The organism is Echinicola sediminis (assembly GCF_054777495.1).
In genome coordinates, this window is the sequence record NZ_BAAHAP010000012.1 from 1 (window position 1) to 25,256 (window position 25,256).

General features: G+C 44.9%; 18 protein-coding genes and 1 tRNA gene. 7 read left to right on the forward strand and 12 right to left on the reverse strand.

Annotation, left to right across the window (positions count from 1 at the left end; all coding sequences use genetic code 11):
- Positions 1-79 precede the first annotated feature (79 nt).
- Positions 80-150 (forward strand) — tRNA-Cys (locus ACYVAA_RS04675).
- A gap of 134 nt (positions 151-284) precedes the next feature.
- Entirely contained in the window at positions 285-1,157 is an 873-nt protein-coding gene (locus ACYVAA_RS04680) for a DUF72 domain-containing protein (protein WP_460538945.1), read from the forward strand.
- Positions 1,158-1,267: 110 nt separating this feature from the next.
- On the opposite strand, the gene rpsA is transcribed toward ACYVAA_RS04680, so the two are convergent.
- The 9 genes from rpsA to tsaD form a co-directional block, all read right to left on the reverse strand.
- Positions 1,268-3,040, reverse strand: a complete 1,773-nt coding sequence (rpsA, locus tag ACYVAA_RS04685) for a 30S ribosomal protein S1 (protein WP_460538947.1) — start codon at positions 3,038-3,040, stop codon at positions 1,268-1,270.
- A 428-nt stretch (positions 3,041-3,468) separates the two neighbouring features.
- A complete protein-coding gene (locus tag ACYVAA_RS04690) occupies positions 3,469-4,533 on the reverse strand; it encodes a dipeptidase (protein WP_460538949.1) in 1,065 nt (354 codons plus the stop codon).
- A 214-nt stretch (positions 4,534-4,747) separates the two neighbouring features.
- On the reverse strand, positions 4,748-5,866 hold the full coding sequence (locus tag ACYVAA_RS04695; protein ID WP_460538951.1) for a D-TA family PLP-dependent enzyme: 1,119 nt from the start codon (positions 5,864-5,866) through the stop codon (positions 4,748-4,750).
- 6 nt (positions 5,867-5,872) lie between these two features.
- Positions 5,873-6,334, reverse strand: a complete 462-nt coding sequence (locus tag ACYVAA_RS04700; protein WP_460538953.1) for a RidA family protein — start codon at positions 6,332-6,334, stop codon at positions 5,873-5,875.
- 133 nt (positions 6,335-6,467) lie between these two features.
- The gene (locus tag ACYVAA_RS04705) at positions 6,468-7,784 is read right to left on the reverse strand and encodes a transporter permease (protein ID WP_460538955.1); all 1,317 of its coding nucleotides are present in this window, start codon (positions 7,782-7,784) and stop codon (positions 6,468-6,470) included.
- A 328-nt stretch (positions 7,785-8,112) separates the two neighbouring features.
- Entirely contained in the window at positions 8,113-8,628 is a 516-nt protein-coding gene (locus tag ACYVAA_RS04710; protein WP_460538957.1) for an HNH endonuclease, read from the reverse strand.
- Positions 8,629-8,633: 5 nt separating this feature from the next.
- Positions 8,634-9,440, reverse strand: a complete 807-nt coding sequence (locus tag ACYVAA_RS04715; RefSeq protein ID WP_460538960.1) for a C40 family peptidase — start codon at positions 9,438-9,440, stop codon at positions 8,634-8,636.
- Positions 9,406-9,870, reverse strand: a complete 465-nt coding sequence (gene smpB, locus ACYVAA_RS04720) for an SsrA-binding protein (RefSeq protein WP_460538963.1) — start codon at positions 9,868-9,870, stop codon at positions 9,406-9,408. Before smpB ends, ACYVAA_RS04715 begins: the two co-directional genes overlap by 35 nt.
- Before the next feature lie 14 nt (positions 9,871-9,884).
- The gene (gene tsaD / locus ACYVAA_RS04725) at positions 9,885-10,895 is read right to left on the reverse strand and encodes a tRNA (adenosine(37)-N6)-threonylcarbamoyltransferase complex transferase subunit TsaD (RefSeq protein WP_460538965.1); all 1,011 of its coding nucleotides are present in this window, start codon (positions 10,893-10,895) and stop codon (positions 9,885-9,887) included.
- Positions 10,896-10,952: 57 nt separating this feature from the next.
- Between tsaD and ACYVAA_RS04730 the strand changes: the two genes are divergently transcribed.
- From ACYVAA_RS04730 to ACYVAA_RS04745, 4 genes are read left to right on the forward strand one after another with little or no spacing between them, the layout of a single operon-like run.
- The gene (locus tag ACYVAA_RS04730; protein WP_460538967.1) at positions 10,953-15,527 is read left to right on the forward strand and encodes a translocation/assembly module TamB domain-containing protein; all 4,575 of its coding nucleotides are present in this window, start codon (positions 10,953-10,955) and stop codon (positions 15,525-15,527) included.
- A 33-nt stretch (positions 15,528-15,560) separates the two neighbouring features.
- Entirely contained in the window at positions 15,561-16,856 is a 1,296-nt protein-coding gene (locus ACYVAA_RS04735) for a cryptochrome/photolyase family protein (RefSeq protein ID WP_460538969.1), read from the forward strand.
- Entirely contained in the window at positions 16,853-17,812 is a 960-nt protein-coding gene (locus ACYVAA_RS04740; protein WP_460538971.1) for a Smr/MutS family protein, read from the forward strand. The genes ACYVAA_RS04735 and ACYVAA_RS04740 overlap by 4 nt, the downstream gene beginning before the upstream one ends.
- Positions 17,813-17,818: 6 nt before the next feature.
- The gene (locus ACYVAA_RS04745) at positions 17,819-18,658 is read left to right on the forward strand and encodes a hypothetical protein (RefSeq protein ID WP_460538974.1); all 840 of its coding nucleotides are present in this window, start codon (positions 17,819-17,821) and stop codon (positions 18,656-18,658) included.
- 34 nt (positions 18,659-18,692) lie between these two features.
- Here the strand turns inward: ACYVAA_RS04745 and ACYVAA_RS04750 are convergent, their stop codons facing one another.
- Positions 18,693-19,838: a trans-sulfuration enzyme family protein gene (locus ACYVAA_RS04750; protein ID WP_460538976.1), complete on the reverse strand. Its 1,146-nt coding sequence runs from the start codon at positions 19,836-19,838 to the stop codon at positions 18,693-18,695.
- Between the two features lie 183 nt (positions 19,839-20,021).
- Between ACYVAA_RS04750 and ACYVAA_RS04755 the strand changes: the two genes are divergently transcribed.
- Complete coding sequence (locus ACYVAA_RS04755; protein WP_460538979.1) at positions 20,022-20,723, forward strand: TVP38/TMEM64 family protein; 702 nt, start codon at positions 20,022-20,024, stop codon at positions 20,721-20,723.
- Positions 20,724-20,731: 8 nt separating this feature from the next.
- On the opposite strand, the gene ACYVAA_RS04760 is transcribed toward ACYVAA_RS04755, so the two are convergent.
- Both ACYVAA_RS04760 and ACYVAA_RS04765 read right to left on the reverse strand, forming a co-directional pair.
- Positions 20,732-22,393 carry a mechanosensitive ion channel family protein gene (locus ACYVAA_RS04760; protein ID WP_460538981.1) on the reverse strand — a complete coding sequence of 554 codons (1,662 nt, stop codon included), beginning with the start codon at positions 22,391-22,393 and terminating at the stop codon, positions 20,732-20,734.
- Positions 22,394-22,458: 65 nt separating this feature from the next.
- Positions 22,459-25,182, reverse strand: coding sequence for an NHL repeat-containing protein (locus ACYVAA_RS04765; protein ID WP_460538983.1), 2,724 nt, complete (start codon positions 25,180-25,182; stop codon positions 22,459-22,461).
- Between the last annotated feature and the right edge of the window lie 74 nt (positions 25,183-25,256).

The window sequence follows — 25,256 nt, forward strand, 5'->3', positions numbered from 1 at the left end:
TGCGGAAAATTAAAAAATAATAAACGTAGGTTATTTTGCATAAAATAAGATAATCTATACATTTGCACTCGATTCAAATGGTCGAGTGGCCGAGTGGCTAGGCAGAGGTCTGCAAAACCTTGTACAGCGGTTCGAATCCGCTCTCGACCTCGATAAAGAAAAGCATCCAGAAATGGATGCTTTTCTTTTTTTACAATGGCGTAACTTTTCTCCCCTTTTGCCGTTTTAGTTTCTCACATTATTACGTAACTTTTATTTTTTCATAACAAGAGAAACCATATACTATGAAATTTGGAAGCGTTCCCGACCCCTCATCTGTAGACTTCACCCTACCGGAAGATCATCCCGAAACCAAGAAAGTCCTCAATAAGCAGAAGTCAGACCAGCCTTTTGAAGTCTATGTTGGCTGTGCCAAATGGAATAGATCTGACCTGAAAGGTTTTTACCCTAGGGGCACCAAAGACGAGCTCAGTTATTATTCCACCCAGTTCAACTCGATTGAGCTGAACGCCACCTTTTACAGCTCTCCAAGCATCGAACAGGTAAAAACATGGGCAGGCAAAACCCCGGAAGGCTTTAAATTCTTCCCTAAAATCCCCAATTCCGTCAGTCATTTCAAAAGATTGATCAATGTACAAGAGCCTGTAACGGCCTTCGCCGATGCTATCGCCAATTTCGAAGACAAATTGGGCATGGCCTTTCTACAAATGCATGACAATTTTAAACCCAAGGATTTTGACCGAATAGAAAAGTTCATCGAAGAATTCCCAAAAGAAATCCCTTTGGCACTGGAACTCCGCAACGAAGAGTGGTTCTCCAATGAGGAGGTACTGGACAACTACTGTAAGCTCTTGGCAGAAAACGAACGGACCAATATCATCGTAGACACTGCCGGCAGAAGAGATATGCTCCATATGCGTCTCACCAGTGACACCGCATTCATACGATATGTTGGAGCCAATGCAGAAAGTGACTATTCCAGGCTGGACGACTGGCTTGAAAGGATCATTACTTGGAGAAAGCAGGGACTGCAGAAACTCTACTTCTTTGTCCACCAAAACATTGAAAAGGAATCCCCGCTGCTTTCTGCCTATCTCATAAAAAAGCTCAACAAGGAATTTGACCTTGCCCTTAAAACACCCAATGAAGATCAATAACTATTCATGCCATGACTCAAAGTCATGGCATGAATCATCTCCTTACAAACAAAAAAAGCACCCCGATTTCTCGGGATGCTTTTTATATTTTAGTGAGATAAAGCTAACGCTTATTTCTTATCTCCACCTTCCATTTTCTCTTTCAATGCAGAAAGTGCATCCAAATCTCCTAAAGTAGATTTCTCAGGAGCATCTGTACCTGTCGCCTTCTTCTTGGCACCACCAGTTTTCTTGGCTGGTTTAGCTGGCATAGCTTCTTCTCTGAAAGTAGCTGTATGAGAAAGTACGATACGCTTGTCATCTTTAGAGAATTCAGTAACCACAAAGTCAACTGCGTCACCAACCTCTACCTGAGAACCATCTTCTTTTTCAAGGTTCTTGATGGTAGCAAATCCTTCCAATCCGTAAGGCAGCTCCAATACAGCACCTTTGTCATTTTTAGAAACAACAGTACACTTGTGAGTAGAACCTACTGGGAATACTCCTTCAAAAGTATCCCAAGGATTTTCTTCAAGTTGCTTATGACCTAGTGCCAATCTTCTGTTGTCTACATCAAGCTCAAGAACAACTACTTCTAGTTCATCCCCTACCTTCACGTACTCAGAAGGGTGCTTGATTTTCTTAGTCCAAGAAAGATCAGAAACGTGTACAAGACCGTCGATACCTTCTTCAAGTTCAAGGAACAATCCGAAGTTAGTCAAGTTTCTTACCACACCTTTATGCTTGGTACTTACAGCATATTTGGTCACCATGTCTTGCTTAGTCCATGGATCTTCAGTCAACTGCTTGATACCAAGAGACATTTTTCTGTCCTCTTTGTCCAACGTAAGTACAACTGCTTCGATTTCGTCTCCTACTTTCACGAAGTCAGCAGGGTTTCTCAAGTGCTGAGACCAAGACATCTCAGAAACGTGGATCAAACCTTCAACGCCTGGAGCCAACTCAAGGAATGCACCATAGTCAGCAACGTTAACGATTTTACCTTTCACTTTAGAACCAACTTCAAGCTCAGCAGAAAGAGAATCCCAAGGATGAGCAGTAAGCTGCTTCATACCCAAAGAGATACGTTTCTTGTCATCATCGAAGTCAAGTACCACCACCTGAACTTTGTCGTCAAGGTTAAGCACTTCTTCTGGATGGTTGATACGTCCCCAAGAGATGTCGGTGATGTGAAGTAGACCGTCTACACCACCCAAGTCGATGAATACACCGAAGTTGGTCATGTTTTTGATCACACCTTCCAATACCTGACCTTTCTCCAGGTTGTTTAGGATTTCTGCTTTTTGCTTCTCGAGGTCTTTCTCGATCAAGACTTTGTGAGAAACTACTACGTTATCGTTAGCGTGGTTGATCTTCACCACTTTCACTTCCATCTTCTTACCTACATAGACATCAAAGTCCCTGATAGGCTTCACGTCAATTTGAGAACCTGGCAAGAAGGCTTCTACACCGTAGATATCTACGATCAAACCACCTTTGGTTCTTCTCTTAACAAGACCTTCGATCACATTGTCGTACTCAAGCGCATCTTCGATGTCCTGCCATGCACGAACCATTTTGGCTTTCTTTCTAGAAAGTACCAATTGACCCAAAGCATTTTCTTGCTCTTCAATGAAAAGTTCTACTTCATCTCCGATTTTCAGATCAGGAAGGTCCCGGAACTCAGTTCTAGGCACTAGACCATCTGACTTGAATCCGATGTTGATGATTACATCTTTATCATTGATACCTACTACAGTACCTTTGATAACCTCCTTCTCACTAATTTCGGTCAAAGTCTGGTCATACAGCTTTTCCATCTCTGCTCTCTCTGCAGAAGTGTAGCCTTCACCAAAACCTTTGGTTTCGAACTTGTCCCAGTTAAAATCTTCGTTATTAGACATATTAGTAAAATGACTCTGATTTTCAACAGCCCTAGAGTCATTGGGCTGAGGTTTTTAGTTAAGATTTTTTCCTCCCTGTCTCTCAACAAGTTAGAAACCATTCACCCGAACGGACTGCAAAAGTACTGATTTTTTACCACTTTAAACAATTTCAGCCAAAAAATTAAAACCGAAACACTTGTTGACTATCAAGTATTTATAAACGGAAAAAATCAACAGGCGAAAACACTGATGAAGCCATTCGTGTTGTCTCCCCTATCATTGGTTATCAAGTTATTTGTTATTCAGTTATTGAGTTATTCAACCTCCTGCCTTCTTAGACCATTCTTATTTCGGCATTGGACATTCATCATTCTTTATTCCATTTACACTTCGCACCTTCGTACTTTGTACTTCGTACTTGCTACTTGATACTTCGTACTTCAAACTCACCTCCAAGCATTCCTCAAAAACCTGAGCCAGTTGCCGTGCATGACTTTTTCAATATCTTCTTCCAAAAAGCCTCTTTTCCTCAACAGGTCAGGAATATTTTTTAAGTCTGCAATAGTCTCTAGATCATACGGACACTGCTCCTTGCCAAAAGCCCCGTCCAGGTCTGAACCAATCCCTATATGATCCGCATTGCCCGCTATTTGACAGATATGATCCAGGTGATCAATCATTTTTTCAAGGTTACAGCCCATCTCCTTGGGAGTGGATTTACCCCTTTCCCAGTTCGGCACCATCATCCAGGCGTCTAAGGCACCGCCAATTACCGCTCCACGATCGATCAAAGCCTTGATCTGATCATCGCTGAACTGCCGGTTATGCTCCACCAGGGTCCTGCAGTTATTGTGACTTGCCCATACAGGCCCATTGAAATGATCCAATGCCTCCCAAAAACTGTCATCACAGAGATGAGTGGCATCCAGAATAATATTAAGCCGCTCCATTTCCTTAAGCAACTCGCGGCCCTTATCCCCTAGAAAACCTGTCGCATCAGTCCCTTGGGCATACCTTCCAGGACCATAATGCGCCGGACCTAAAGCGCGAAGCCCTTGCTGATAAGCTTTTTCCAAATATGATAAATTCACGATCGAATCAGCCCCTTCAAGGGAGAGAATATAACCTATGGCTTTATCGCCATTACTCCACTGCCAGTTTTCCAAATGGGTTTCCAGTCCTCCTAAATCCTTGATCTGAACCATCTCCCCGGCATCCTCCATCGCTCTGTACCACGCCAGTTGCCCTTGGGTTTGCGCCCAGGCCTGTTCTGGCGAATACCAGCCCGGCAAAGGATTATCCTGCCCCACGTATCTTGCAATCTGTGTAGCCACCACAAGGCCAATGTTCCCCTCCCGCAAAGCAGACAATGATACAGTGGCTTTTCCTCGGTCGGGCTTATCCTTCATCCCTGCCTCCCCAGCGTTTATGGCGGCAACTGACTGGGTCAAATCCCGGTTCCACTCCATGGCATTCATACTCAGGTCCAAATGGGCATCGATTGTAAACATTATTGATTTGGTTATTGGTTAATGGTTATTGGTTATTGAGACTTCGCACTTCCTACTTAGTATTCCGTTCTTTCTAAGTTCATTCGACATTCATCATTCTAAATTCCGCTTACACTTACTTCGTCCTCCGTACTTCCCACTTCGTACCTCCCACTCCGTACTTCCCACTTCCCACTTCCCACTTCGGTCTTCAAACTTCGTACTTCGAACCTCCTTAAATATTAATCTTCCTTCTCCGCGCCACGGTATTCCATTGACCGGTTATGCGGTAGTTTTCCACGGTCAACACCTTATCGTACATGGCCACAGTAGGACAGATATGATAAGGGATCACGTAGACTTCCTCCCCTACTTTCATCTCATCGGCTCCTACCTCCACAACCATGTGCTCCTCACTGTGGCTTTTCACTTTCCAATCGGGATGCTCTATAAACCAAGCTCTTTTTCCCATATCCCCTTCAGAGGCGATGGACTTATAGCCCAGATCCAGACATATCAGGTCTGGAGCCGGTTTGGAAACCACCCTGGACAATAATACCGCCCCATAATCGAATGATTGCTCGAGCAAACTGTCATGATACCCTTTGTCCCAATAGGCAAAAGTGCCCGGACTACATATTACGCCTTCTCTCATACAGTGTATTGGGAAAGTGGGTGAGCCACCTGCAATGACCTTAAAATCATTACCGAACTTTTGGCTTATTTTAGTTATCAGCTCCTGAACAGGCCTAAAGGCATCATCGCATGCTTCCTTTCGCTCTTCCAGATCATATTGCCTAAAATGTCCATCATACACGTGCAGCCCCATGGTAATCAGATGACTGGTATCCTTGCAAAAATCATACAGATCCATCGCCTCACAGTCTGGGACAATCCCTGTTCGGTCAGTGCCCACGTTCAAGTCCACAAAAACCCGCAGAAAAACATCGGCTTGATAAGTGTGATCAGAGAGGTGCTGGGCTTGCTCAGGGCAGTCCACCAAACAGGAAAACTGCGTATCTTGATAGGCCAACATCAGTTTGATCATTCTATTTACCTTGGGCCCCACCATGGGGTAGGCAATCAAAACTTCCTTTGCCCCTGCCATCGCAAGCATCTCTGCCTCTGCAATGGTAGCACATTTAAATTTATGGATTCCCTCTTCCATCAGCAGCCCTGCCACTTCCTTACACTTATAGGTCTTTATATGCGGCTGCAATAAAGACAGGTCCTTTACCATTGACTTCAGTAGCCGGATATTGACCTTCACCCTTTCAGGATACACCAGCAGGGAGGGGGAATCCACTTTCCTCACTCCCTTCACCACATACCAATCCAGTTTGTTTTTTGACATCTTACTTTAGTGTAGTTCAAACAATGCCTCCACTTCCACGGGGATATTGTCCGGCAAAGAACCGAACCCAACTGCACTCCTTACACCTATTCCATTTTCCTCACCCCACACCGCTGCAAAGAGCTCGCTACAACCATTGATGACATAGGGATGTCTTTGAAATTCCGGCACACAGTTGACCATTCCCAATACTTTGATCACTCTCTTTACTTTGTTAAGGCTGCCCAAATTGGCGCGAATGGTAGAAAGCATGGCCAAGCCTACCTGGCGAGCGGCCAGCTTCCCTTCTTCAACACCCAACTCCTGCCCTATCCGCCCGACGATTAAAGTCCCATCGTCCTTAACTGTACCATGTCCCGATAGGTATAGGTATTTCCCATCAATCAAGCAGGGCTTGTAAACACCCGCAGGCTTTGGCGCAGGGGGGAGGTTTAATTTTAGTTTGGTGAAATTCTCTTCAGCTGACATATTTTTAAATAGTTATTGAGTAATCAAGTTATTGAGTTATTTATTATTGGTTATTGGGAAACAGTTTACAGTTGGAAACTTGCTGTAGGATCATTTCCTATACACCTTCCAACATTAAAACCTTTAAACCTCCCTACCCTAAGACCCCATCCAGCACCATCACTCCCAACAAGCCCACCACTGCCACTATGGTTTCCATAACAGACCAAGACTTAATGGTGTCCCTGATGCTGACGTTGAAAAACTCTTTGTACATCCAAAACCCAGCATCGTTAAAGTGGGAAAACATCAGACTTCCGGCCCCTATGGCCAATACCACTAAATTTGGGTCCACACCTGCCCCCTCTATTAAGGGCGCTATGATCCCGGCAGTAGTCAGTCCCGCCACCGTCGCTGACCCCACGCACACCCTTATTACCGCAGTAATGGTCCAAGCCAAAATCAGTGGATGTACATTCCAGCCCTCCAAGGCGTCTGCTATTTCCAGGCTTACCCCGCTATCCAACAGTACCTGCTTTAATGCACCGGCTCCTGCGACGATCAAAATAATCATACTTACGTCCTTGACCGCCACCACATAAATCCCCATCAGCTTATCCATGGATAGCTTTCTTCCTATGCCTAGGGTAAATGTAGCCACTAGCAGGGAGAATAGCATCACCATTCCCGGATCAGCTATGAATTTCATAACACCATAGAATCCATGTTCTTCGCTAATTTGGAACGACATCATGGTCGTCCCTACCAAAAGCAACACGGGTAAGAGCGCCGAGAAAAAACTATTAAAGGTCCCCGGCAAAGCTTCAGACGGCCTGGTCTCGGCCATGAAAGTCTCCAAAGGCTTGGAGGGGATTTTTTTCAAAAACCGGGCAAACCAGGGGCCTGCTATAATTATGGTGGGCACCGCTATGATCATACCATACAGCAAGGTCAGCCCCATATTGGCCTCAAACTGGGCCACCAGTGCCGCCGGGGAGGGATGGGGAGGCAAAAAACCGTGGGTCACCGAAAGGGAGGCCAAAAGCGGGATCCCTACAAAAACCGCCGGAAGACGAAATTGATAGGCAACAGTAAACACCAGTGGAACAAGCAAAATAAAGCCTACATTATAAAATAAGGGGATTCCCACCACCAAGCCGGTTAACATCATGGCCCAGTGGATATATCTTTTCCCGAAAACCTTCATCAGGACATCGGCAATGCGCTGGGCAGCTCCGCTTTCTGCGACCAGCTTCCCCAGCATAGCCCCCATGGTAATGATTATAATCAGGTCGCCCAATAAACCCCCGATACCTGTCTGCACAGAACTGGCAAGCTGTTCGGGAGGGATTCCCAATAAAAATCCGGCAGTAATGGAGGTGAGCAGAAAAGCTAAAAAGGGGTTCAGCTTTGCCCAGACAATGAGCAGCACTAAAAGCAAAATGCTCAGCAGAACAAATAGAATGGTCATTAGGTTGGGGTTTCGTTAAAAACCTAATATAAAAATTTATCCCCAAACCTCTCTATTATCCTTTCCTTATCTAGGACATGCTAAAATTCATGGAAGCAGAAAAATCAGTGAAAAAGTGGACGTAAATGGAATGACACCTCTATGACTTGCTTAGAAATGCACCCATTGATGTGTATAGGAATCATGGTGATCTTGGACAGCTATGCTGCTTTTTATCACCTTTCTTGATCTGTAGTCACCCGCCTTCTCCATGCTTAGCTAGACGATTTCCACAGAGGGAGGAAGGCAATATCGCCTTATTCCTTCATCAACAACCTGCCCTGAAGCATCAGCTAGCCTGATAAGTCCTTAGATCCAAATAAGGGATCCACTCCTCCGCATTTCTTTCAGCATATTCAACCAAAAAATAGGACAAGGAAGGTTTAAACGGCTTCCTTTTTATCAATAAGCCTGCTTCTTCCAGCGATTTATCTCCTTTCTGCACATTGCAGCGATGACAGGCAGTGATCAGGTTTGTCCAGTTGGTCTTCCCTCCCTTGGAGCGGGGAACCACATGGTCTATGGTCAAATGTTTTTGGGAGCCACAGTATTGGCATTCATTATTATCCCTCCTAAACAAATTGGTTCGGTTTAGTAGCACACCCCGGTAAGGAACACTTTTGTATTCATCAAGCCTCACCACTGCAGGATATTTATATTCCCTGGTGACGGTACGGATACTTAAAAATTGGTAATCGGCCAACACGCTCACTTTCTCAAGGAAAGTAAGCACCATTGCCTTTTGAGCCGTTACCACGGCAATAGGCGTATGGTCTAAGTTGAGCACGAGAACCTTCTTTTCCATTACATCTATATTAAACTCCTGATTTGCAAAACACGATGCAAAGCAGAATTGTTTTTTCCTGTTCTGGTTCCATCAAGTTTCACTTGGTCCACCTTTACTTTGCCCCGGACATGAATCACCTGACTATCACCTATATATATTCCTGCATGATGGGGAATATCTTTGGAATTTCCAAATATCACGATATCGCCCAGTTGAATTTCTTGAAACGGCACTTCTTTTCCTACGTCCAAAAACTGGGAGATGAACTTTGGCGCATAATATCCGCCCATCTTATAAACCAACTGAATAAAACTCCCTGAGCCTATACCAAAAAAACCCCTTCCGCCGGACAGAAAGGGTACATCAATGAACATTTGACTCAATTCGACAAGCTCCTTGCGCTTGGCCTTATCTTTAAAATTCCTGGATTGCCCCTTAAAATCCATCGTGCCATCCATGCTAAAAAGTTCTGAAGCCCCCACATGAAGATTGCTACCGGGCAATAGATACAATAGATGATCCCTAAACTTCAGGGTAGAAAGAGGGGAAACAACTACTTGAAAGTCCTCCTCATTACAAGACTCATAATCACTCTCGGACAAGCCCTCATGTTGCGCATGCAGCATCCATCCAGTCACCCCGTCTTTGGTATTTACCTTAAGCCACTTTTCATCCGGGGTAACTTCCAAGACCACATAGGTCTCTCCAAATAGTACTTGGGTCAAAAGTCCTGCCCCAGGGCGGGCTTCCTGGTAGACACTGATTAAACTTAGCCTGCATATTCCGTATTTATGTTCAATAGGCCATCCTGTCGAGTTCTCGTTTTGCATCTTTCTTCTTTATATCCTGACGTTTGTCATGCAGTTTTTTACCTCTCCCCAGGGCAATTTCCAATTTAGCCAATCCCCTGTCGTTAATAAATATACGAACAGGAATGATAGAAAGCCCTTTCTCATTCAATTTACTTTCTAATTTATCAAGCTCTCTTCTATTAAGCAAGAGCTTCCGCTCACGGACTGCATCATGATTATAATGGGCCGCCAGGGAATAGGGGGCAATATGCATCTGTTTCACAAAAAGCTCTCCCCTTTTAAAATAACAGTAAGCCTCCTTTAGCGACACTTTCCCTTCCCGAATGGACTTGATCTCCGTTCCGGTAAGCCGGATACCCGCCACCAGCGTCTCCAAAAACTCGTATTCAAAACTTGCTTTCCTGTTTTTGATATTGATTATCTTACTAAACCTGCTTTCCTTAGCCATTGTAATTTCACTTTTTAACCTAACTTCATTTTGGCCATGGGACTGATGTCCAAGCCACAAAACTCACCCTTTAAATATTTGTAATGGGCGGCCATCGCTATCATTGCTGCATTGTCGGTGCAATATTCGAACTTCGGAACATAAACCTTCCAACGGAGTTCCTTCGCCAGTTCCTCCAGCTCCCTACGGAGACCTGAATTGGCCGATACCCCTCCAGCAATGGCTATTTCCTTGACTTTATATTCCCTTGCGGCCCTTTTGAGCTTTTGCATAAGCATCTTGATCAGCGTATGCTGAACTGAAGCACATATATCGGCCATATTTTCTTCGACAAAATTCGCATTTTGCTTTACTTGGTCCCTCAAAAAGTAAAGGACCGCAGTTTTTATCCCGCTGAATGAATAATTCAGGCCCGGCATCTCGGACAAGGGAAAGGCAAAGGCTTTTGGATCTCCCTCTCCCGCGTATTGATCGACCAAAGGTCCCCCCGGATAGGGCAAGCCCAATAATTTAGCCGTTTTGTCAAACGCTTCCCCCACAGCATCATCCAGTGTCTCTCCTATCACTTCCATATCAAGATAGTCTCTGACCAGCACCAACTGGGTATGTCCTCCACTGACAGTGAGACAGATAAAAGGGAAGTTCGGCTTAGGCTCATCTATAAAATGGGCCAGAATATGTGCCTGCATGTGATTTACATCTATCAAGGGAATACCCAGGGAATAAGCAAAGGACTTAGCAAAAGAAACCCCCACCATCAAAGATCCCATCAGGCCCGGACCTCGGGTAACCGCTACTGCCGATAGCTCCTCCTTTTTCAAACCGGAACCTTCCATCGCCTCATGAATCACGGGAATCAGGTGTTGCTGATGGGCCCTGGAAGCCAACTCAGGAACCACCCCACCATATTTTTCGTGAACGGATTGCGTGGCGACAATATTATTAAGTATTTTGCCGTCAGATATAACGGACGCTGACGTCTCGTCACACGAGGACTCTATCGCGAGTATATTAATATTCTTCATAATCCTTTGGAAAAGAAATCGAAAGTTACGGAATTTTTGCAGAAAGCTTTGAGGGGAATGCTACTAGTAGCCTCTTTTCTGCTTATCCTCTTGCTTTTGGTGGCTGTGGCCCTGCAGGTCCCTTCTGTCCAGACCGAAGCCACGCAATTCTTGGCCAAACAACTGAGTGAAAACACCAACTTTCAGACAAAAATTCAATCCGTCCATATCCGATGGTGGGATGCGGTCAGCTTAAAAGGGCTTACCGTGCGAGATCCTCAAGACAGCTTGATGGCAGATCTGGAAGTGGTGGACATCGATTTTTCCCTGTCGGGATTGCTGGACAAAACCAATCCCGGCCTGGATGAAATAAAACTCAAGGGTGGACAACTCCGCTTCCTCACCCATATTGGAGAAAGTACCCCCAACATCTCACAATTCATCAACAAAATCAATGAACTGACCAGAAAAAAGAAATCTTCGGAGAAAAAAAGCAGCAGTCAGTTCAGCATAGGCACTATTTCCTTTGAAGGAACCTCCTTGGATATTTTTGATCTGAGGAAACCCAAGATAGAAAGCGGCTTCGACTATACCCGGCTGCGTTTCCGAAAATTGAGAGGTGGCGCGGATAACCTGATCGCTCAAGGAAGCAATATTGGTTTAAATATCCACACGCTGAAGGGCATCGAAGCGACCTCCGGCATGGAATTCCAGCAGCTGAAAGCCGTTTTTTCGTATTCCCCACAAGCCATGGAGTTTGATGAGCTCTACTTCAAATCCAACGAAACCATCATCAAAAATTACCTGAAATTCACTTATGAAGATGTAAAATCCCTCAGTGACTTCAACAATCAGGTCGATATTCTGGCCCAGCTGGATGAATCCGTCCTGAACATAAAGGATTTGAAATACTTCACCAGCAAAATCCCAGATATCGAAGATAAAATATACCTGAGCGGACAAATCTCCGGCAAAGTAAGTGACCTTTACTCCCAGGAATTACTGATCAGGTTCGGTGAACGGAGTGCACTCTTCGGAAAGTTCAACATCGATGGTCTCCCAAAAGTCGACAGCACTTTCTTTCAACTCTCACTGGTCAATTCCTCTGTGAACAGTTCGGATCTTTTCCCCTACCTGGATAAAAAACAGCGAAAAGAAATCAACAAATTCAAAATCATCCATTTTGACGCTGATTTCAACGGTTACCTTAGTCGTTTCCAAACCTCCGGGGACTTCAGGACACAAATAGGCAATATCTCGGGAAAGCTCAACTACCTGACCGATAAAGGAAAACCAAGGTATTATGGACAGCTCAAAGTCGACGAACTAAATCTTGGAAAGATAACCGAGTCACCGGAAACTTTTCAGAAACTCTCATTTGAAGGAAATATCAAAGGCACCGGAACCACGGTGGAAACAGCCCTGCTGGAACTTGACGCCAATGTCCGAAAAATCGGCATCAACCGATACAATTATACCAACATCAGGACCAATGCCACCTACGGGAAAAACCTGTTCAATGGCCAGCTATCCATCAATGACCCCAACTTAAAGGCGCGTATTGACGGCACCCTGGACTTGAGGGCCCAAAAGGACTCCGCCCGTCTCATCGCCGAGTTGGACACCGCCTTTCTCAACAAGCTCAACCTTACCGACAAAGAGTTTTTTATCAGTGGGGCTTTTGAGCTGGACACCAAAGGAACCGATATTGACCGGATAGAAGGCGTCGCCAGGTTCAGAGACCTTCTCATCAGCCATCAGGGCCGCAACTTATCGGTGGACAACTTTATCTTTCAGTCAGTGTTTGCTGAGGACACTAGAATGATCTCGCTTAATTCCGACTTGCTCGTGGCCAGTATTTCCGGAAAGTTCCAAGCAAAGAAAGTATATGAGGACATACAGCTATTGCTGGAAGACTATCTGGCCATATTGACCAATACAGCATATAAAAAATCAAGGGAAGATCGTGGGATGTCCGAAGAGTACAACCTGGACATCAATATGAGCCTCAATGACGTAAATCCCATCATCCACCTTTTTGACCCTGCCTTATATATTTCCAAAAACACCCTGGTGGAAGGGGCATTCTATCGGACACCCGAAAACACCATCTTCAATTTCTATTCGGGTATAGACACTATTCAATACGGCAATAAAATATTCCTGGAAAACGACCTAGATTTCAACACCTCCAAGATGAATAATTCCAGAGAAGTTTTGGCGGCATGCTACATCAACTCCAAAGAACAGCAACTCACCCAAAGCATCGTATTCAACAACCTCAGCCTAACAGGCATATGGGATGAATCGGCAATTGACTTCACTATGGGAATTGACCAGCTGAATACCGAAAGCTATGCCAACATCCAGAGTAAGATTCAGCTGTCAAAAGACCAAACCGCCATTACCTTTGCCCCCTCAGACATAAAAATACTGGAAAACTTCTGGGAATTTGCCCCTGACAACTCCATCATCCTTTCCAGCGGGCAGATCGATGTGGACAACCTTGAACTCTCCAATAACGGCCAATTCTTAGCCCTAAATGGAAGAATCAGTGAAAATCCGGAAGAAATCCTCAGTTTCGAAGTCCATAATGTAAAGCTTGACTTTCTCAACACCTTTGACTCAAAAGATTACAAAGGAACTGCTAACGGCATCATGGCCTTCAATACCTTTGTGGACAGGGGCGGCTCCTACGGAAGCCTCAACATAGACAGCCTCAGCATCAACAATTTCCTCATCGGCAATCTGGAAGCTGCCACCTATTTCGAAAACGACAGGATGAACCTGCACCTCACCAATGAAAGGGACAACAAAAAAGTCATTGAAATAGGTGGGTTTATCAACACCAACGATGACCAGTTGGACTTGGACGGAAAGTTCCAAAACACCCAACTGGACATACTTGAACCCTTCCTGTCTGACTACCTCACCCAATTCGGAGGAACCGTATCGGGCGATCTCAAAATGACGGGGACCTTGAAACAACCACATCTAAAAGGGCAGGGAAAACTCACCGGAGGAACCGTAAGGGTCAATTACCTGAACACCTTCTATACCGTAGATGGCAATATCAACTTCAATCCCAATGAAATCAGTTTCAGGGGGCTGAATGTTACCGATGTTCAGGGCAATACAGCCAACATGAACGGAGGAATAGCCCACGATGGTTTTAAAAACTTCGTACTTGACATTTCCTCTGACCTAAACAGCTTCCAAGTACTCAACACCTCTGCCAGGGACAACGACCTTTTCTATGGTACGGCTTATGCCAGCGGCACCTTAAATATCTTTGGGGCAGCTTCCAACCTGGACATTACGGCCAATGCAACCACTCGGCCCAATACAAAAATCTATATCCCCATAGGAGAGTCCGAAGGTCAGGCCCAGGAGGAATTCATCAACATCATCAATGTACGGGACACTACCCGGGAGATGTACCTCCAGGAAACCGTAGAAAAACTGGCCATCAATAATGTCCGAATGAACTTTGTGCTGGATGTCACACCGGATGCCTACACGGAAATACAGATCGACCCAAGGACCGGTGAAAACATCCAAGGTCACGGAAGGGGGATCCTGAACCTCAACATCGATACCCAAGGTGAATTTTCCATGACCGGGGACTATGAAATTGTGGACGCCAAATACAACTTTTCCCTTTATAACATCATCAACCGGCAATTTGAAATCCTTCCCGGAGGGAGAATCTCCTGGTACGGGGATCCATATGCCGGGGTCATGAACATCAAGGCCACTTATGAGGAAAATGTATCCTTGACCAGTTTGCAGAACAGCCAAAACTCCAATCCCGATTTCCAAAACTCTCAACTGCTCCGCAGGTACCCTGTAAAAGTGATCATGGATCTGGACGGCCCACTGCTGTCCCCTGACATCAACTTTGACTTTGACTTTTCGGAATTTCCGGATGGAGAAGCCCAAACGACCATTTCTGCTTTCAAAAATAGGATCGCCAATGATGAACAGGAAAAAAACAGACAGGTTTTCTCCCTGATTATGCTGAGGAGATTTTCGCCGGAAGGCCAGTTCAACAGCGCGGGCATAGGTTTCTCCAATCTCAGCCAATTGGTCTCCTCCCAGCTAAACGCCCTTATTTCCCAAGTGGACCAAAACTTGGAGATCAATATCGACTTGGCTTCTCTAGATGAATCGGCCTTGGAAACCTTTCAGCTGAGGGTAGCCTATACCTTCTTGGACGGAAGGCTAAGGGTCACCAGGGACGGCAGTTTCACCGACCCCCAGGGGAATGCAGACCTGGGCAGCATTGCCGGGGACTGGCAGGCTGAATACTTGATCACTGATGATGGACGCTACCGCCTCCGCATCTACAACAAAAACAACTTCAACACTTTCACCTCCCTGAACATTGCCGACAGGGTCAATACTTACGGCGTTTCCGTTTCCCAAACCCTGTTGTTCAGCTCCCTAAAAGAACTCTTCCAAAATATCAGCAAAAAGAAAAAAGAACGGCTCCTCATCAATGATTCGGATGATTTCCTGAGATACGACCTTGAGGAAGAAACCAAACTCCCCCAGGCCCCGTTCCCAAAAGAACCGGCAGATTCCTTAAGGATTAATATTCTAGAAACGAGGCCCCGGGAAGAAAAGGAAGAAACGCCATCAAACAATTAACCTGCTTTTTCAATTGTATTAGTAAAACAAAACATGGAAAAGATCACGATCTGTTGGTTAAGAAGGGACCTCCGGCTGGAGGACAATACGGCACTGCATTATGCCTGCCAAAATGAAAAGCAGGTTTTACCCCTTTTTATTTTTGACACAGACATTCTTGATGAGCTGGAAGACAAAGAAGACGCCAGGGTTACCTTTATCCATGGACAATTAAAGCACCTCCAAGAAAAACTGGTCAAGAAGGGTGCTTCCTTGCTGGTAAAAAAAGGGAAACCTTTAGAAGTCTTTAAAGACCTTTCCAAGCAGTTTGACATTGAAGCGGTCTATACCAACCGTGATTATGAACCCTACGCTATCTCCAGAGACAAAGAGGTCAGCAAATTTCTTAAAGGCAAAGACATAGGCTTTTATGATTTCAAAGACCAGGTCATTTACGAGAAGGATGAAATCCTCACCGAAAGTGGAAGTCATTATAAAGTATACACCGCTTACAAAAACTCTTGGCTGGAAAAATTCAAAAAAAATCAGCCAGAGCTGCTGACAACTGATTTCAAAAAACTTTACCGGACGGATCCTTTTGAGCTTCCTTCCTTAGAAGAGATCGGTTTTGCTCCTACCTCCATCCCTCTTCCTCCCTTGGAAGTGGATAAGGAATTGATCAAAGATTATGATCAACACCGGGATTTCCCGGCCGTGGACAAAACCACCCATTTGGGCATTCACTTACGCTTTGGAACCCTCAGTGTCCGAAAACTGGCCCTGGAAGTTGCCGAATTGAACCAAACCTTTTTGAGTGAGCTGATTTGGCGCGAGTTTTTTATGATGATTTTATATCATAAACCACAAGTCGTGGATCAGGCATTTAAAAGTCAATACGACAATATCCCCTGGAGAAACAAGGAGGAGGAATTCAACAGCTGGTGCGAGGGAAAGACAGGTTACCCCATAGTGGATGCCGGTATGCGTCAACTTAACCAAACCGGCTATATGCACAACAGGGTAAGAATGGTGGTGGCAAGTTTCCTGACAAAGCACCTTTTAATTGACTGGCGTTGGGGAGAAGCGTATTTTGCGAAAAAATTGCTGGATTACGAGCTTGCCTCCAATAATGGCAACTGGCAATGGGCCGCCAGCACAGGAACTGACGCGCAGCCCTATTTTCGGATCTTCAATCCAGCATCCCAAATCAAAAAGTTTGACAAGGATTTAAAATACGTAAAAAAATGGGTGGAAGAATACGGGACTGACGAGTATCCTTCTCCCATTGTAGAACATAAAGCTGCCAGAGAAAGGGCACTCAAAACTTACAAATCTGCATTAGAATCATGAATATAGGAGATAAGGTCCGTCTATTGCACGGAAACGAGGAAGGAACCATTACCAAAATATCAAATGGCGGGAGAATAGAAATTGAAATCGAAGACGGATTTCGCATTCCAGCCATGAAAAACGAGGTCGTCGTCATCCATGAAACGGAAAAACAATATTTTGGTGAGGGCAGTAAAAAGGCAGAAAAAGAGGCTCCCCTAGAGACCGTCAAAAGCCAGAAAGCAGAACCGGGGCTCTACCTAAGTTATGTCCCCATCAACGACAAAGACCTCAGCCTGCACCTGATCAATAACAGCGAAAAAGACTATGTCTTTATGGCTTCCGAAATTTTTGGGGACAATTCAAGAACAGTTTCTTCAGGCACCCTTTCTGCCAAAAGCTCCAAAAAACTCGATGAAAAAGCGATTCCTCAGTTTGAAAACTGGCCGCCACTTTTTCTTCAGTTTATTCCGGTCAATCATAAAACAGAAAAGACCCTTCCACCCTTTGAAAAAAAGGTAAAGTTCAAGGCTTCTTCCTTCTTCAAGAGCCAGCAAACAGCCCCTGTAACCAACAAAAAGAGCTATCTTTTTGCCATTGACCAACAGACCAAAACACTTGACATCAAAGAACTCAACAAATCCCTGAACGAGGGAAGTGAAGAATCACCTCAGCACGCCCGCCAGTTTAAGCGACCTGAAAAAGAAATCGATCTGCATATCGAAAAGCTGACTGAAGACCACGCCTTTATGAGCAACACGGAAATGCTCAAGCTGCAAATGGAGGTTTTCGAAAAGAATCTTAATTACGCCATCGCTTCGGGCATGGATGAAATCACCTTTATCCACGGTCTGGGCAATGGAGTCCTGAGAAAAGAAATCCACAAATACCTGAGTCAATTGGAAAATATTAAGTATTTTCAGGATACCCAAAAGAGCCGATTTGGATATGGTGCCACCCTTGTACGTATAAACTAATCCGATATGCAAGTCCGACAAGTTTCCCCGATATTTCAGCTCTTTGATCAGCAATATGACTTGGCCAAAAGGCTCTTTATCTCCCTTTCCAAGCAGTTCAGGTCCAAAAAAGCCACTGAACTGGAAGAGAAGCTGATATTTATGGAAATCTATATCGACCTGCTCAGCAAGATCCATTTCAATGAAAAAAAACTGAAATTCCAGCTTTTCGGACCCTATAGGGAACTTTTCAAATCGCTAAAAAAAGTCCTCCACATCAAACTGATTCAGCAGGCTCTTGCAGAGGAAACCGCATCTGCGGGCATGAGCTTTGGCTCTTATGAAAAAATACTGCTTAAAGACAAAAACAAGATTTATGGAGATGCCTATGATCTGATCATGGGCACTCCTTTGGAAATCTGGGAAGCCCTTTACCGGGAAGCCTTTGAGCATAGCAGAAACATAAAACCGCTGATGATCAACACCTCCACCACTCAGATCATCAACGAAGAACTGGAATTCTTTAAATTTGACAGCGAAAAAAAGCTGGAAGCCAAAGAAATCAAAGACATCTATGAAGGCCTACAGGTCATCATTACCCTGGAAAATGTAAGGATTGTCTCCGGGCTAAATGCCACCTTTACCAGGGTAATCCATAAGCACATGAATGACCTCAGCCAGCAGCTTTATAAATGGTACCAAAACCACCTTTTCCTTCAGCACCTTACCTTTTCACTCGCCGACCAAGAGGAAGCACCTTCAAAGAAATACCTCACGCTGATCAACTCGTTAAAAAACAACAAAAAAAAGCTGACCACCAAAGTAGTCAGCCAGTGTCAGCATTTATTCTCGGACATCCTAGGTTAAAGCTGAAATAGAGCTTCCCATTAAACCATCCTCCTTAAATCTTTGACAGCGCCTGTGCAAGGTCATTTTTAAGGTCTTCCGCATCTTCTATCCCTACACTGAGGCGGATCAAAGAATCTGAAAGCCCCACTTTCTCCCTTTCGGCTTTGGGGATACTGGCATGGGTCATGGAAGCGGGATGGCCACAGAGTGATTCCACTCCACCCAAGGACTCCGCCAAAGAGAACAGATGGAAATTTTCCAGTACTTTCTGGGCATCCTCGATTTTGTCTCCCACCAACGTAAAGGAGATCATCCCACCAAAGCCTTTCATCTGGGCTTCAGCGATATCATGGTTGGGATGATCCTCGAAGCCTGGCCAATACACCTTTTCCACCTTGGGATGGTTCCTCAGGTATCCTGCAATGGTTTTTCCGTTTTGACAATGCCGTTCCATTCTCAAATGAAGGGTCTTGATTCCCCTGAGCACCAAAAAACAGTCCTGAGGTCCCGGAGTGGCACCGCAGGAGTTCTGGATAAAGGCCAGGTCTTCCGCTAGTCTATCATTGTTGACCACCAAAGCCCCCATTACCACATCCGAGTGGCCTCCCAAGTATTTGGTCACCGAATGCATGACCAAATCAGCTCCGAGATCCAATGGGGTTTGCAGATAAGGGGTGGCAAAAGTATTGTCTACCCCCAATAGGACATCATGCTTCTGGGCAATGTCTGCCAGCGCTTTGATGTCCACAATATTCATCATAGGGTTGGTAGGGGTCTCCGCCCAGATAAGCCGGGTATTTTCATTGATATACTTTTCTATGGTGGCGGCATCTCCCATGGGCACAAAGTGGAACTTGATGCCGTATTTGGCAAATACCTTGGTAAAGATCCGGTAGGTCCCACCATAGAGGTCATTGGTGCTGATCACCTCATCCCCAGGGCTCAGCAGCTTGATGACCGCATCGATGGCTCCCATACCGGAAGAAAAACACAGCCCGTGCTTCCCGTTTTCCAAGGCAGCAATGCTGCTTTGCAGGGCTGACCTGGTAGGATTGTGGGTCCTGGAATACTCGTATCCTTTATGATCGCCTGGCGACTTTTGCACATAAGTCGAAGTTTGAAAAATGGGTGTCATAATCGCCCCCGTTGAAGGATCTGGCGCTACTCCTGCATGAATTGCTTTTGTACCGAATTTCATATTTGTACTTAATTATTTCTTTCCGTTTATACTTTTGCTGGCTTAACCTAAATCAAAGTGAATAAATTTCCTACTTTCGACACAAATAAAACTGAAATTGAAAGAAAACCATCCTTCCACGCCTTTGTTTGATCAGCAAGAAGAAGATTAAACCTGGCTATTTTCGATAAAATTCTCTTAAAAATGCCCCCAAGCTCCTCTCTTTTAACAAACCTTAAGCACATCTATCAAGCTAACCCGGCCATTGCACTGGCGCTGATCTGGGTACTCCTCGTTCCTGCCCTGGGAAGTACCTTGCTGATCAGCTACCTCTATGCCGGCCCGACAGATTGGACCACCTCGCCTTCTCTGGGAGACAGCATGGTCATGGTTTTCTTGGGAGCACTACTGATGGGACTGGCATTTGTTCCTACCACCCTATTGGCTATTTCCACTGGCTTTCTTTGGAGCTGGGAGGCCCTACCCTTATTGGTACTTTCCTATACCATCGCCAGCTTGATCGGCTATTTCACCGGCAAAACCCTGGACAAAAACAGCCTTGGACTTCTCCTTCACAACTACCCCAAGGCTGCTAAACTGGTAGAGCAGAAACAATCCAAAATGGGGTCCTTGGTGTTTTTTGTACGGATCAGTCCGGTCATTCCATTTGCCTTATCCAATTTATTGTTTGCCTTGCTAGAGGCAGGCTGGAAAAAAGTCGTCCTCTTCGGCGCAATGGGCATGCTTCCCAGGACCATCATGGCTTTCAGTACCGGAGTAATGGCCTCTTCCATTGCCGAAGCCTTTGAAAAAAAAGAAGGAGGAACACAGGTCCTCCTATTTATCGGCCTCCTGGCCCTCAGTATTTTTGGAATCTGGCGCTTCTTTAAAAAATCGGCCCAATAAAATACACTTTATTTCCTTTTCATTTCCCTTTGGATGTATTCATCCAAACGCTTTTTATAGTTCGCAGTATCATCTTCATATACTGGAGAAAGGGCTTCCTTTTCAGGGAATGTCTCCATGTGTAAAGTTTGCGTAGGGAATGCAAAGCTCACCCCAAGTTCCTTGGCCAGTTTCACAATCTGGATCAACACCTCATGCCGGGCCTGTAACTCATCCCCCCAAGTGGGCACCTCAAAGAACACATAAAACATGATGTCCAAGCTGAAGGCCGACATATTGTTGAAATACACATTATAATAGTCTTTTCTGGTCTTTGGGTGATTTTTGACGATTTCCCTCAACCCCTCCACAAACACATTGATCAGCTCCGGAGGGGTATCATAGGTAATCGTGACAGTACTGTAAAATCTCCTGTATTGTCGCAGGCCATGGTTATCAATGGTAGCATCTGCTATTCGCCCGTTAGGAATATACATCAGGGAATTACGGAAGGTCCTCACCCGGGTGGAGCGGAAGCCCACTTCTTCGACCGTGCCGTCCACATCTCCACTGGTAATCCAGTCTCCCACCTGAAAAGGCTTATCGATAAAGATCATCACCGAACCAAAAAAGTTCTTAATGGTATCCTGGGCGGCCAAGGCAAAGGCCAGACCACCTATAGAAAGCCCAGTCAAAAAAGGCCAAATATCCACCTGCAGGCCTTCCTTCAAAATAAACAGCGAGCCCACCACGACGATGAAAGCCTTGAGGGTCTTCCTTGCCAAAGGCACCAGCTGATCATCCAAGTTGGAATCTGTCTTGTCGGCCTGCCGCTCAAAATAGGCAGAGAGCAAATCCGCCAGTTTATAAAAAACAATGGTGATGATAAAGGGCTTGGCGGCATTAAGCAATAAAGCGATCCAGGACACGATCTCTATGGGCAATTGCAGTACCCTGATAAAAATATCCAGAAGCAGCACAATGAAATAAATACTGACCACTCTTGCCACTGGCAGCAGGTACTTTTCTGCCACATGTCCATACCCCACCTTCATGGAAAAATGGTACATCCCCCTGTCCACAATAAAGGTGAACAGCTTATGGGCCGAGACTACAAAAAGCACCAAAATAAACAGTCCCACCAACTGCCATAAGTGCAAGCCAAAATACATTTGCTGTCCGATTTTCGGAAGCAGGCTCAATAATTTATCGGTACCATAAGGATAAGTTTCCTTATGAAGTTCATCTATTTTGGAAGCAGTGAAACGGGAAAACTTCCATTCATCGCCCACCTTCTCCAGAAAAATCTGCGGCAACCGCTGCTTGTCAAAATAATACTTTGCCTGGTAGTTGTGGGCAGAATCCGTATAGCTTGGCTCATTTGGCACCTCATCCATGTCTACATACACGCCCCTTCCATCAAACACCTGCTTCAATTTCACAATTTGCCTTATGGCAGCCTTTTCTGCTTCCGGAATGACCGCCAAAGTCTTTGCCGCTAAGGCAGGACGATAATTGCCCTCTTCCAAATTATGAAAAAAGGTGAGCGTAGTTTGATAGGGAGAAGACAAGTTGTAATAAGAAACGGTATCTGCTACTAACTCCTCATTTTCCGCCATCGCTTGTGAGAAAGCGCTATTGCTAAAGCTCAGCACTATCCCTACCAGGATAAACCTTATCCAAAAAACCATGATTGCAACTTTATTTTTGAAAACTTCACAAAACTAAACATTTACCTGTCCACTTCCTACCTCACTTAAAGAGGCATTTTGTAGGTAGCAAACCTGTTTTGGTGAATAGAGTAAATACTATATTCATTCTTACTGCCCGAATACTTGACCTCTATTTCTTGACTGCCATTGATAGGACGGGTGTTCAGCAACTCTCCTTCAAGGTTATAGAGATAAATGAACTCCTGTACTTTGTCGATGATGACAAAAATATTCTTATCCAAGCCGAAAGAGAAGAACTGGAAATCCATGGATTCTGATCCCATATTTTTTTCAAACAGAACTTTCTGTTCCGTATCCAAAACGGTAACCTTATTGAATTCGCGGACCACAAAAAGGTATTGGTCGCCTGATTGATCTTTGACCAGCTCAAAAGTGGTGTTCTTTTCAGGACGTAAAAGCTGGTTCCTGTAGGTCAGTTCTCCTTTAAAATTGACCCTGACCACTTCGCCTTCTGCTGAGATGGTAGCTAGCTGGGTATCCTCCTGGTCTCCCCGCTGTAAAAGCACATAATCCGTACTGACCCCCTCACCGAGATTTACCGGACCTCCCGTTTGTAGTTCTCCGCGCCGGTTCATAATGTACAGTTCCCCATTCCTATTCATGGCCACCATGTAATCCCCTACCCCTGAAAGGCGGTGATGTGCTGGAGGACTACTGAGCATTCCAGAAGTTACCCGTGGTGTCCAACCTTCCAGGTTATTTCCCCGCTTATCGAAGATATAAAGATCACCATTGGACAAAGCCACAAAATAACGGTAGTCCCGGCTATTGTTATAATCCACCAAGTTCATATGGGTAATTCCTCCATCCGATGGAAGCCGCAGGGGATAGCCGGGCAAAGACTCTCCCAGTCGATCAAAGGCATACACGGCATTTTCAGTGGCAAACAGCACCTGCAACTTTCCGTTTTTGTAATAATCGATCTGGAACACCTCACTTACAATTTTCCCTTCAAGTTGGCGATCAAAAATCCGCTCTCCCTCATCATTAAAAAAATGGACGGTATTCATCTCATCCTGCACCACAAAGTCGGTACTCTTATCATTAAAATTCTCAATGGCCTTTGGTCCATAGATCAGGGTCTCACTGAAACTGATCCCCAGACTTTCTGTCAGCAATATATCCTGCACGGATTTGATCGGGGCCAGGTTGTACCCCAGCTCCAAATTCACATATTGGTCATTTCCCAATTCGCTCAGCTGCAGCGCCACCAAGTCTATGGACTTCAGCTGTGGCGCATATTTCTGCAACAAAGCCTGCCAATCAGGAGTGCTGATTTCCAACAGGGAATTCCAAAAACGGGGAATGTTCATGATAAAATTGAAACCTGCGTTTTTGGAAACCCCTTCCAAAAACCGCCTTTGGTTGATTGACCGGCCCCAAGTATTGTCATTATAGATATCATCAAAGAACACCTTCATCGCTTTCATATTATTGGACATCACCAACATATTATCAAAAGCCCCGACATAGGTCCTTGGGAATCCTAAAAATTGTCCGTTAAAAAGATGTGCCGGAAATTCTGGCTGGTTGATCAGAAAAACCTCATTTTCCATATAATAATCACTCATTGACTGGGTGCTGTCCCCTTGGTTGATCGCCAGACTAAAGGTCTTCAGCAACTCCACCTGTCCTTCCAGATCGGAACTTTTCATGATCACGATTTTATCGGTTTCCATATTGGGAAGCTTTTCCAAAATCATGAAGCCGATTTCTCCTGTCAGCTTATCCAAAAAGCCCTTGTTGGCAATGTATTTATCCATTTCCCCCATCAAGGTCTTTTTTTGCTCAAAAGCATAATTGGAGATGTCTTTTATTTGATCGAGGTCATTGACATTGTACTGATAATAAATCGCCGTCCTATTGGAGATATAATTACTGAACAGCTTGCCTCCCCCTCTCTTTTCATTGGAAAAATCCACCTTTTCGCCATCTTGATAGAAGGTAAATCCGTCCAGAAAAACCTTGTTTTCGGCAAACTTAAGCTCCAAATTGGCGGACAACTGATGTTGGGAAAAGTTGTTTACAAACTCCAAGCCCTCCTCTTTGCCTATTCCTTTGACAAAAGAGGCCAGCCCCCTACTCCCCATCCGGAACACGCCCAAACCATCTCCTGTACCGGGCTGCGCTTTGTACAGCTCCTTATAGCGATCCCTGAAACTATCCAGCTTATCGGACTGAACATAGCGGATAGCTTCCTCTATCAGAAAGGAATTGTAGCTGGCAACCACCACATTTTCCAGCAAGGCATAGGAAAGCGTCGTCTGTTGCTCTGGATCCGAATATTCAAAAATCCGCTCCCCACTGTAGATCCTTTCCTGAATATTGTTTGCCTGCACCCTTTGCCGAATAGACTGAATAAATCTTTCCTGGGTTTTATCTTTAAAGGCTATCAGGAATAAAAAATCAAATTCTGATTTTGCCGTTTGATGGAGCGATACCACAAATTGGTTTCCTTTCAGTGTATTCTCCAAGTTCCCCTTTCGGCCCGTCAGACTGTCCAGCACCACCAGTTGCTTCTCTACTGCTTTAAGAGAAGGAACGTCAGAGAGCCTTTTCCAAATGGGCTGGCTGACCAACTGGTTCCAGGCCCTGACAGGCTCTTCGGTTTCAAAAACGAATATCGCCTCATCAGAGACCAAATCCACTGCATCCAACTCATCAGTAAACACTTCCGAACGATAAAAGAGGTAACCCGCCAATCCCAATACTATAACCAGCAAAATCACCAACAAGCGCTTCAACATACTCTTCCAGGCAATTAGTAATATTCTTAAAGTGGTAAATTAAGGACTCCCCTCTATACAATCAAAATATCCAA

Coding starts and splice junctions, on each gene's coding strand:
- ACYVAA_RS04740 (WP_460538971.1), top strand. CDS start 16,853: ATGAATATAGGAGATAAGGTCCGTCTATTGCACGGAAACGAGGAAGGA.
- rpsA (WP_460538947.1), bottom strand. CDS start 3,040: ATGTCTAATAACGAAGATTTTAACTGGGACAAGTTCGAAACCAAAGGT.
- ACYVAA_RS04750 (WP_460538976.1), bottom strand. CDS start 19,838: ATGAAATTCGGTACAAAAGCAATTCATGCAGGAGTAGCGCCAGATCCT.
- ACYVAA_RS04710 (WP_460538957.1), bottom strand. CDS start 8,628: ATGGAAAAGAAGGTTCTCGTGCTCAACTTAGACCATACGCCTATTGCC.
- ACYVAA_RS04765 (WP_460538983.1), bottom strand. CDS start 25,182: ATGTTGAAGCGCTTGTTGGTGATTTTGCTGGTTATAGTATTGGGATTG.
- ACYVAA_RS04735 (WP_460538969.1), top strand. CDS start 15,561: ATGGAAAAGATCACGATCTGTTGGTTAAGAAGGGACCTCCGGCTGGAG.
- smpB (WP_460538963.1), bottom strand. CDS start 9,870: ATGGCTAAGGAAAGCAGGTTTAGTAAGATAATCAATATCAAAAACAGG.
- ACYVAA_RS04755 (WP_460538979.1), top strand. CDS start 20,022: ATGCCCCCAAGCTCCTCTCTTTTAACAAACCTTAAGCACATCTATCAA.
- ACYVAA_RS04700 (WP_460538953.1), bottom strand. CDS start 6,334: ATGTCAGCTGAAGAGAATTTCACCAAACTAAAATTAAACCTCCCCCCT.
- ACYVAA_RS04690 (WP_460538949.1), bottom strand. CDS start 4,533: ATGTTTACAATCGATGCCCATTTGGACCTGAGTATGAATGCCATGGAG.
- ACYVAA_RS04695 (WP_460538951.1), bottom strand. CDS start 5,866: ATGTCAAAAAACAAACTGGATTGGTATGTGGTGAAGGGAGTGAGGAAA.
- ACYVAA_RS04730 (WP_460538967.1), top strand. CDS start 10,953: ATGCTACTAGTAGCCTCTTTTCTGCTTATCCTCTTGCTTTTGGTGGCT.
- ACYVAA_RS04705 (WP_460538955.1), bottom strand. CDS start 7,784: ATGACCATTCTATTTGTTCTGCTGAGCATTTTGCTTTTAGTGCTGCTC.
- ACYVAA_RS04680 (WP_460538945.1), top strand. CDS start 285: ATGAAATTTGGAAGCGTTCCCGACCCCTCATCTGTAGACTTCACCCTA.
- tsaD (WP_460538965.1), bottom strand. CDS start 10,895: ATGAAGAATATTAATATACTCGCGATAGAGTCCTCGTGTGACGAGACG.
- ACYVAA_RS04760 (WP_460538981.1), bottom strand. CDS start 22,393: ATGGTTTTTTGGATAAGGTTTATCCTGGTAGGGATAGTGCTGAGCTTT.
- ACYVAA_RS04745 (WP_460538974.1), top strand. CDS start 17,819: ATGCAAGTCCGACAAGTTTCCCCGATATTTCAGCTCTTTGATCAGCAA.
- ACYVAA_RS04715 (WP_460538960.1), bottom strand. CDS start 9,440: ATGCAAAACGAGAACTCGACAGGATGGCCTATTGAACATAAATACGGA.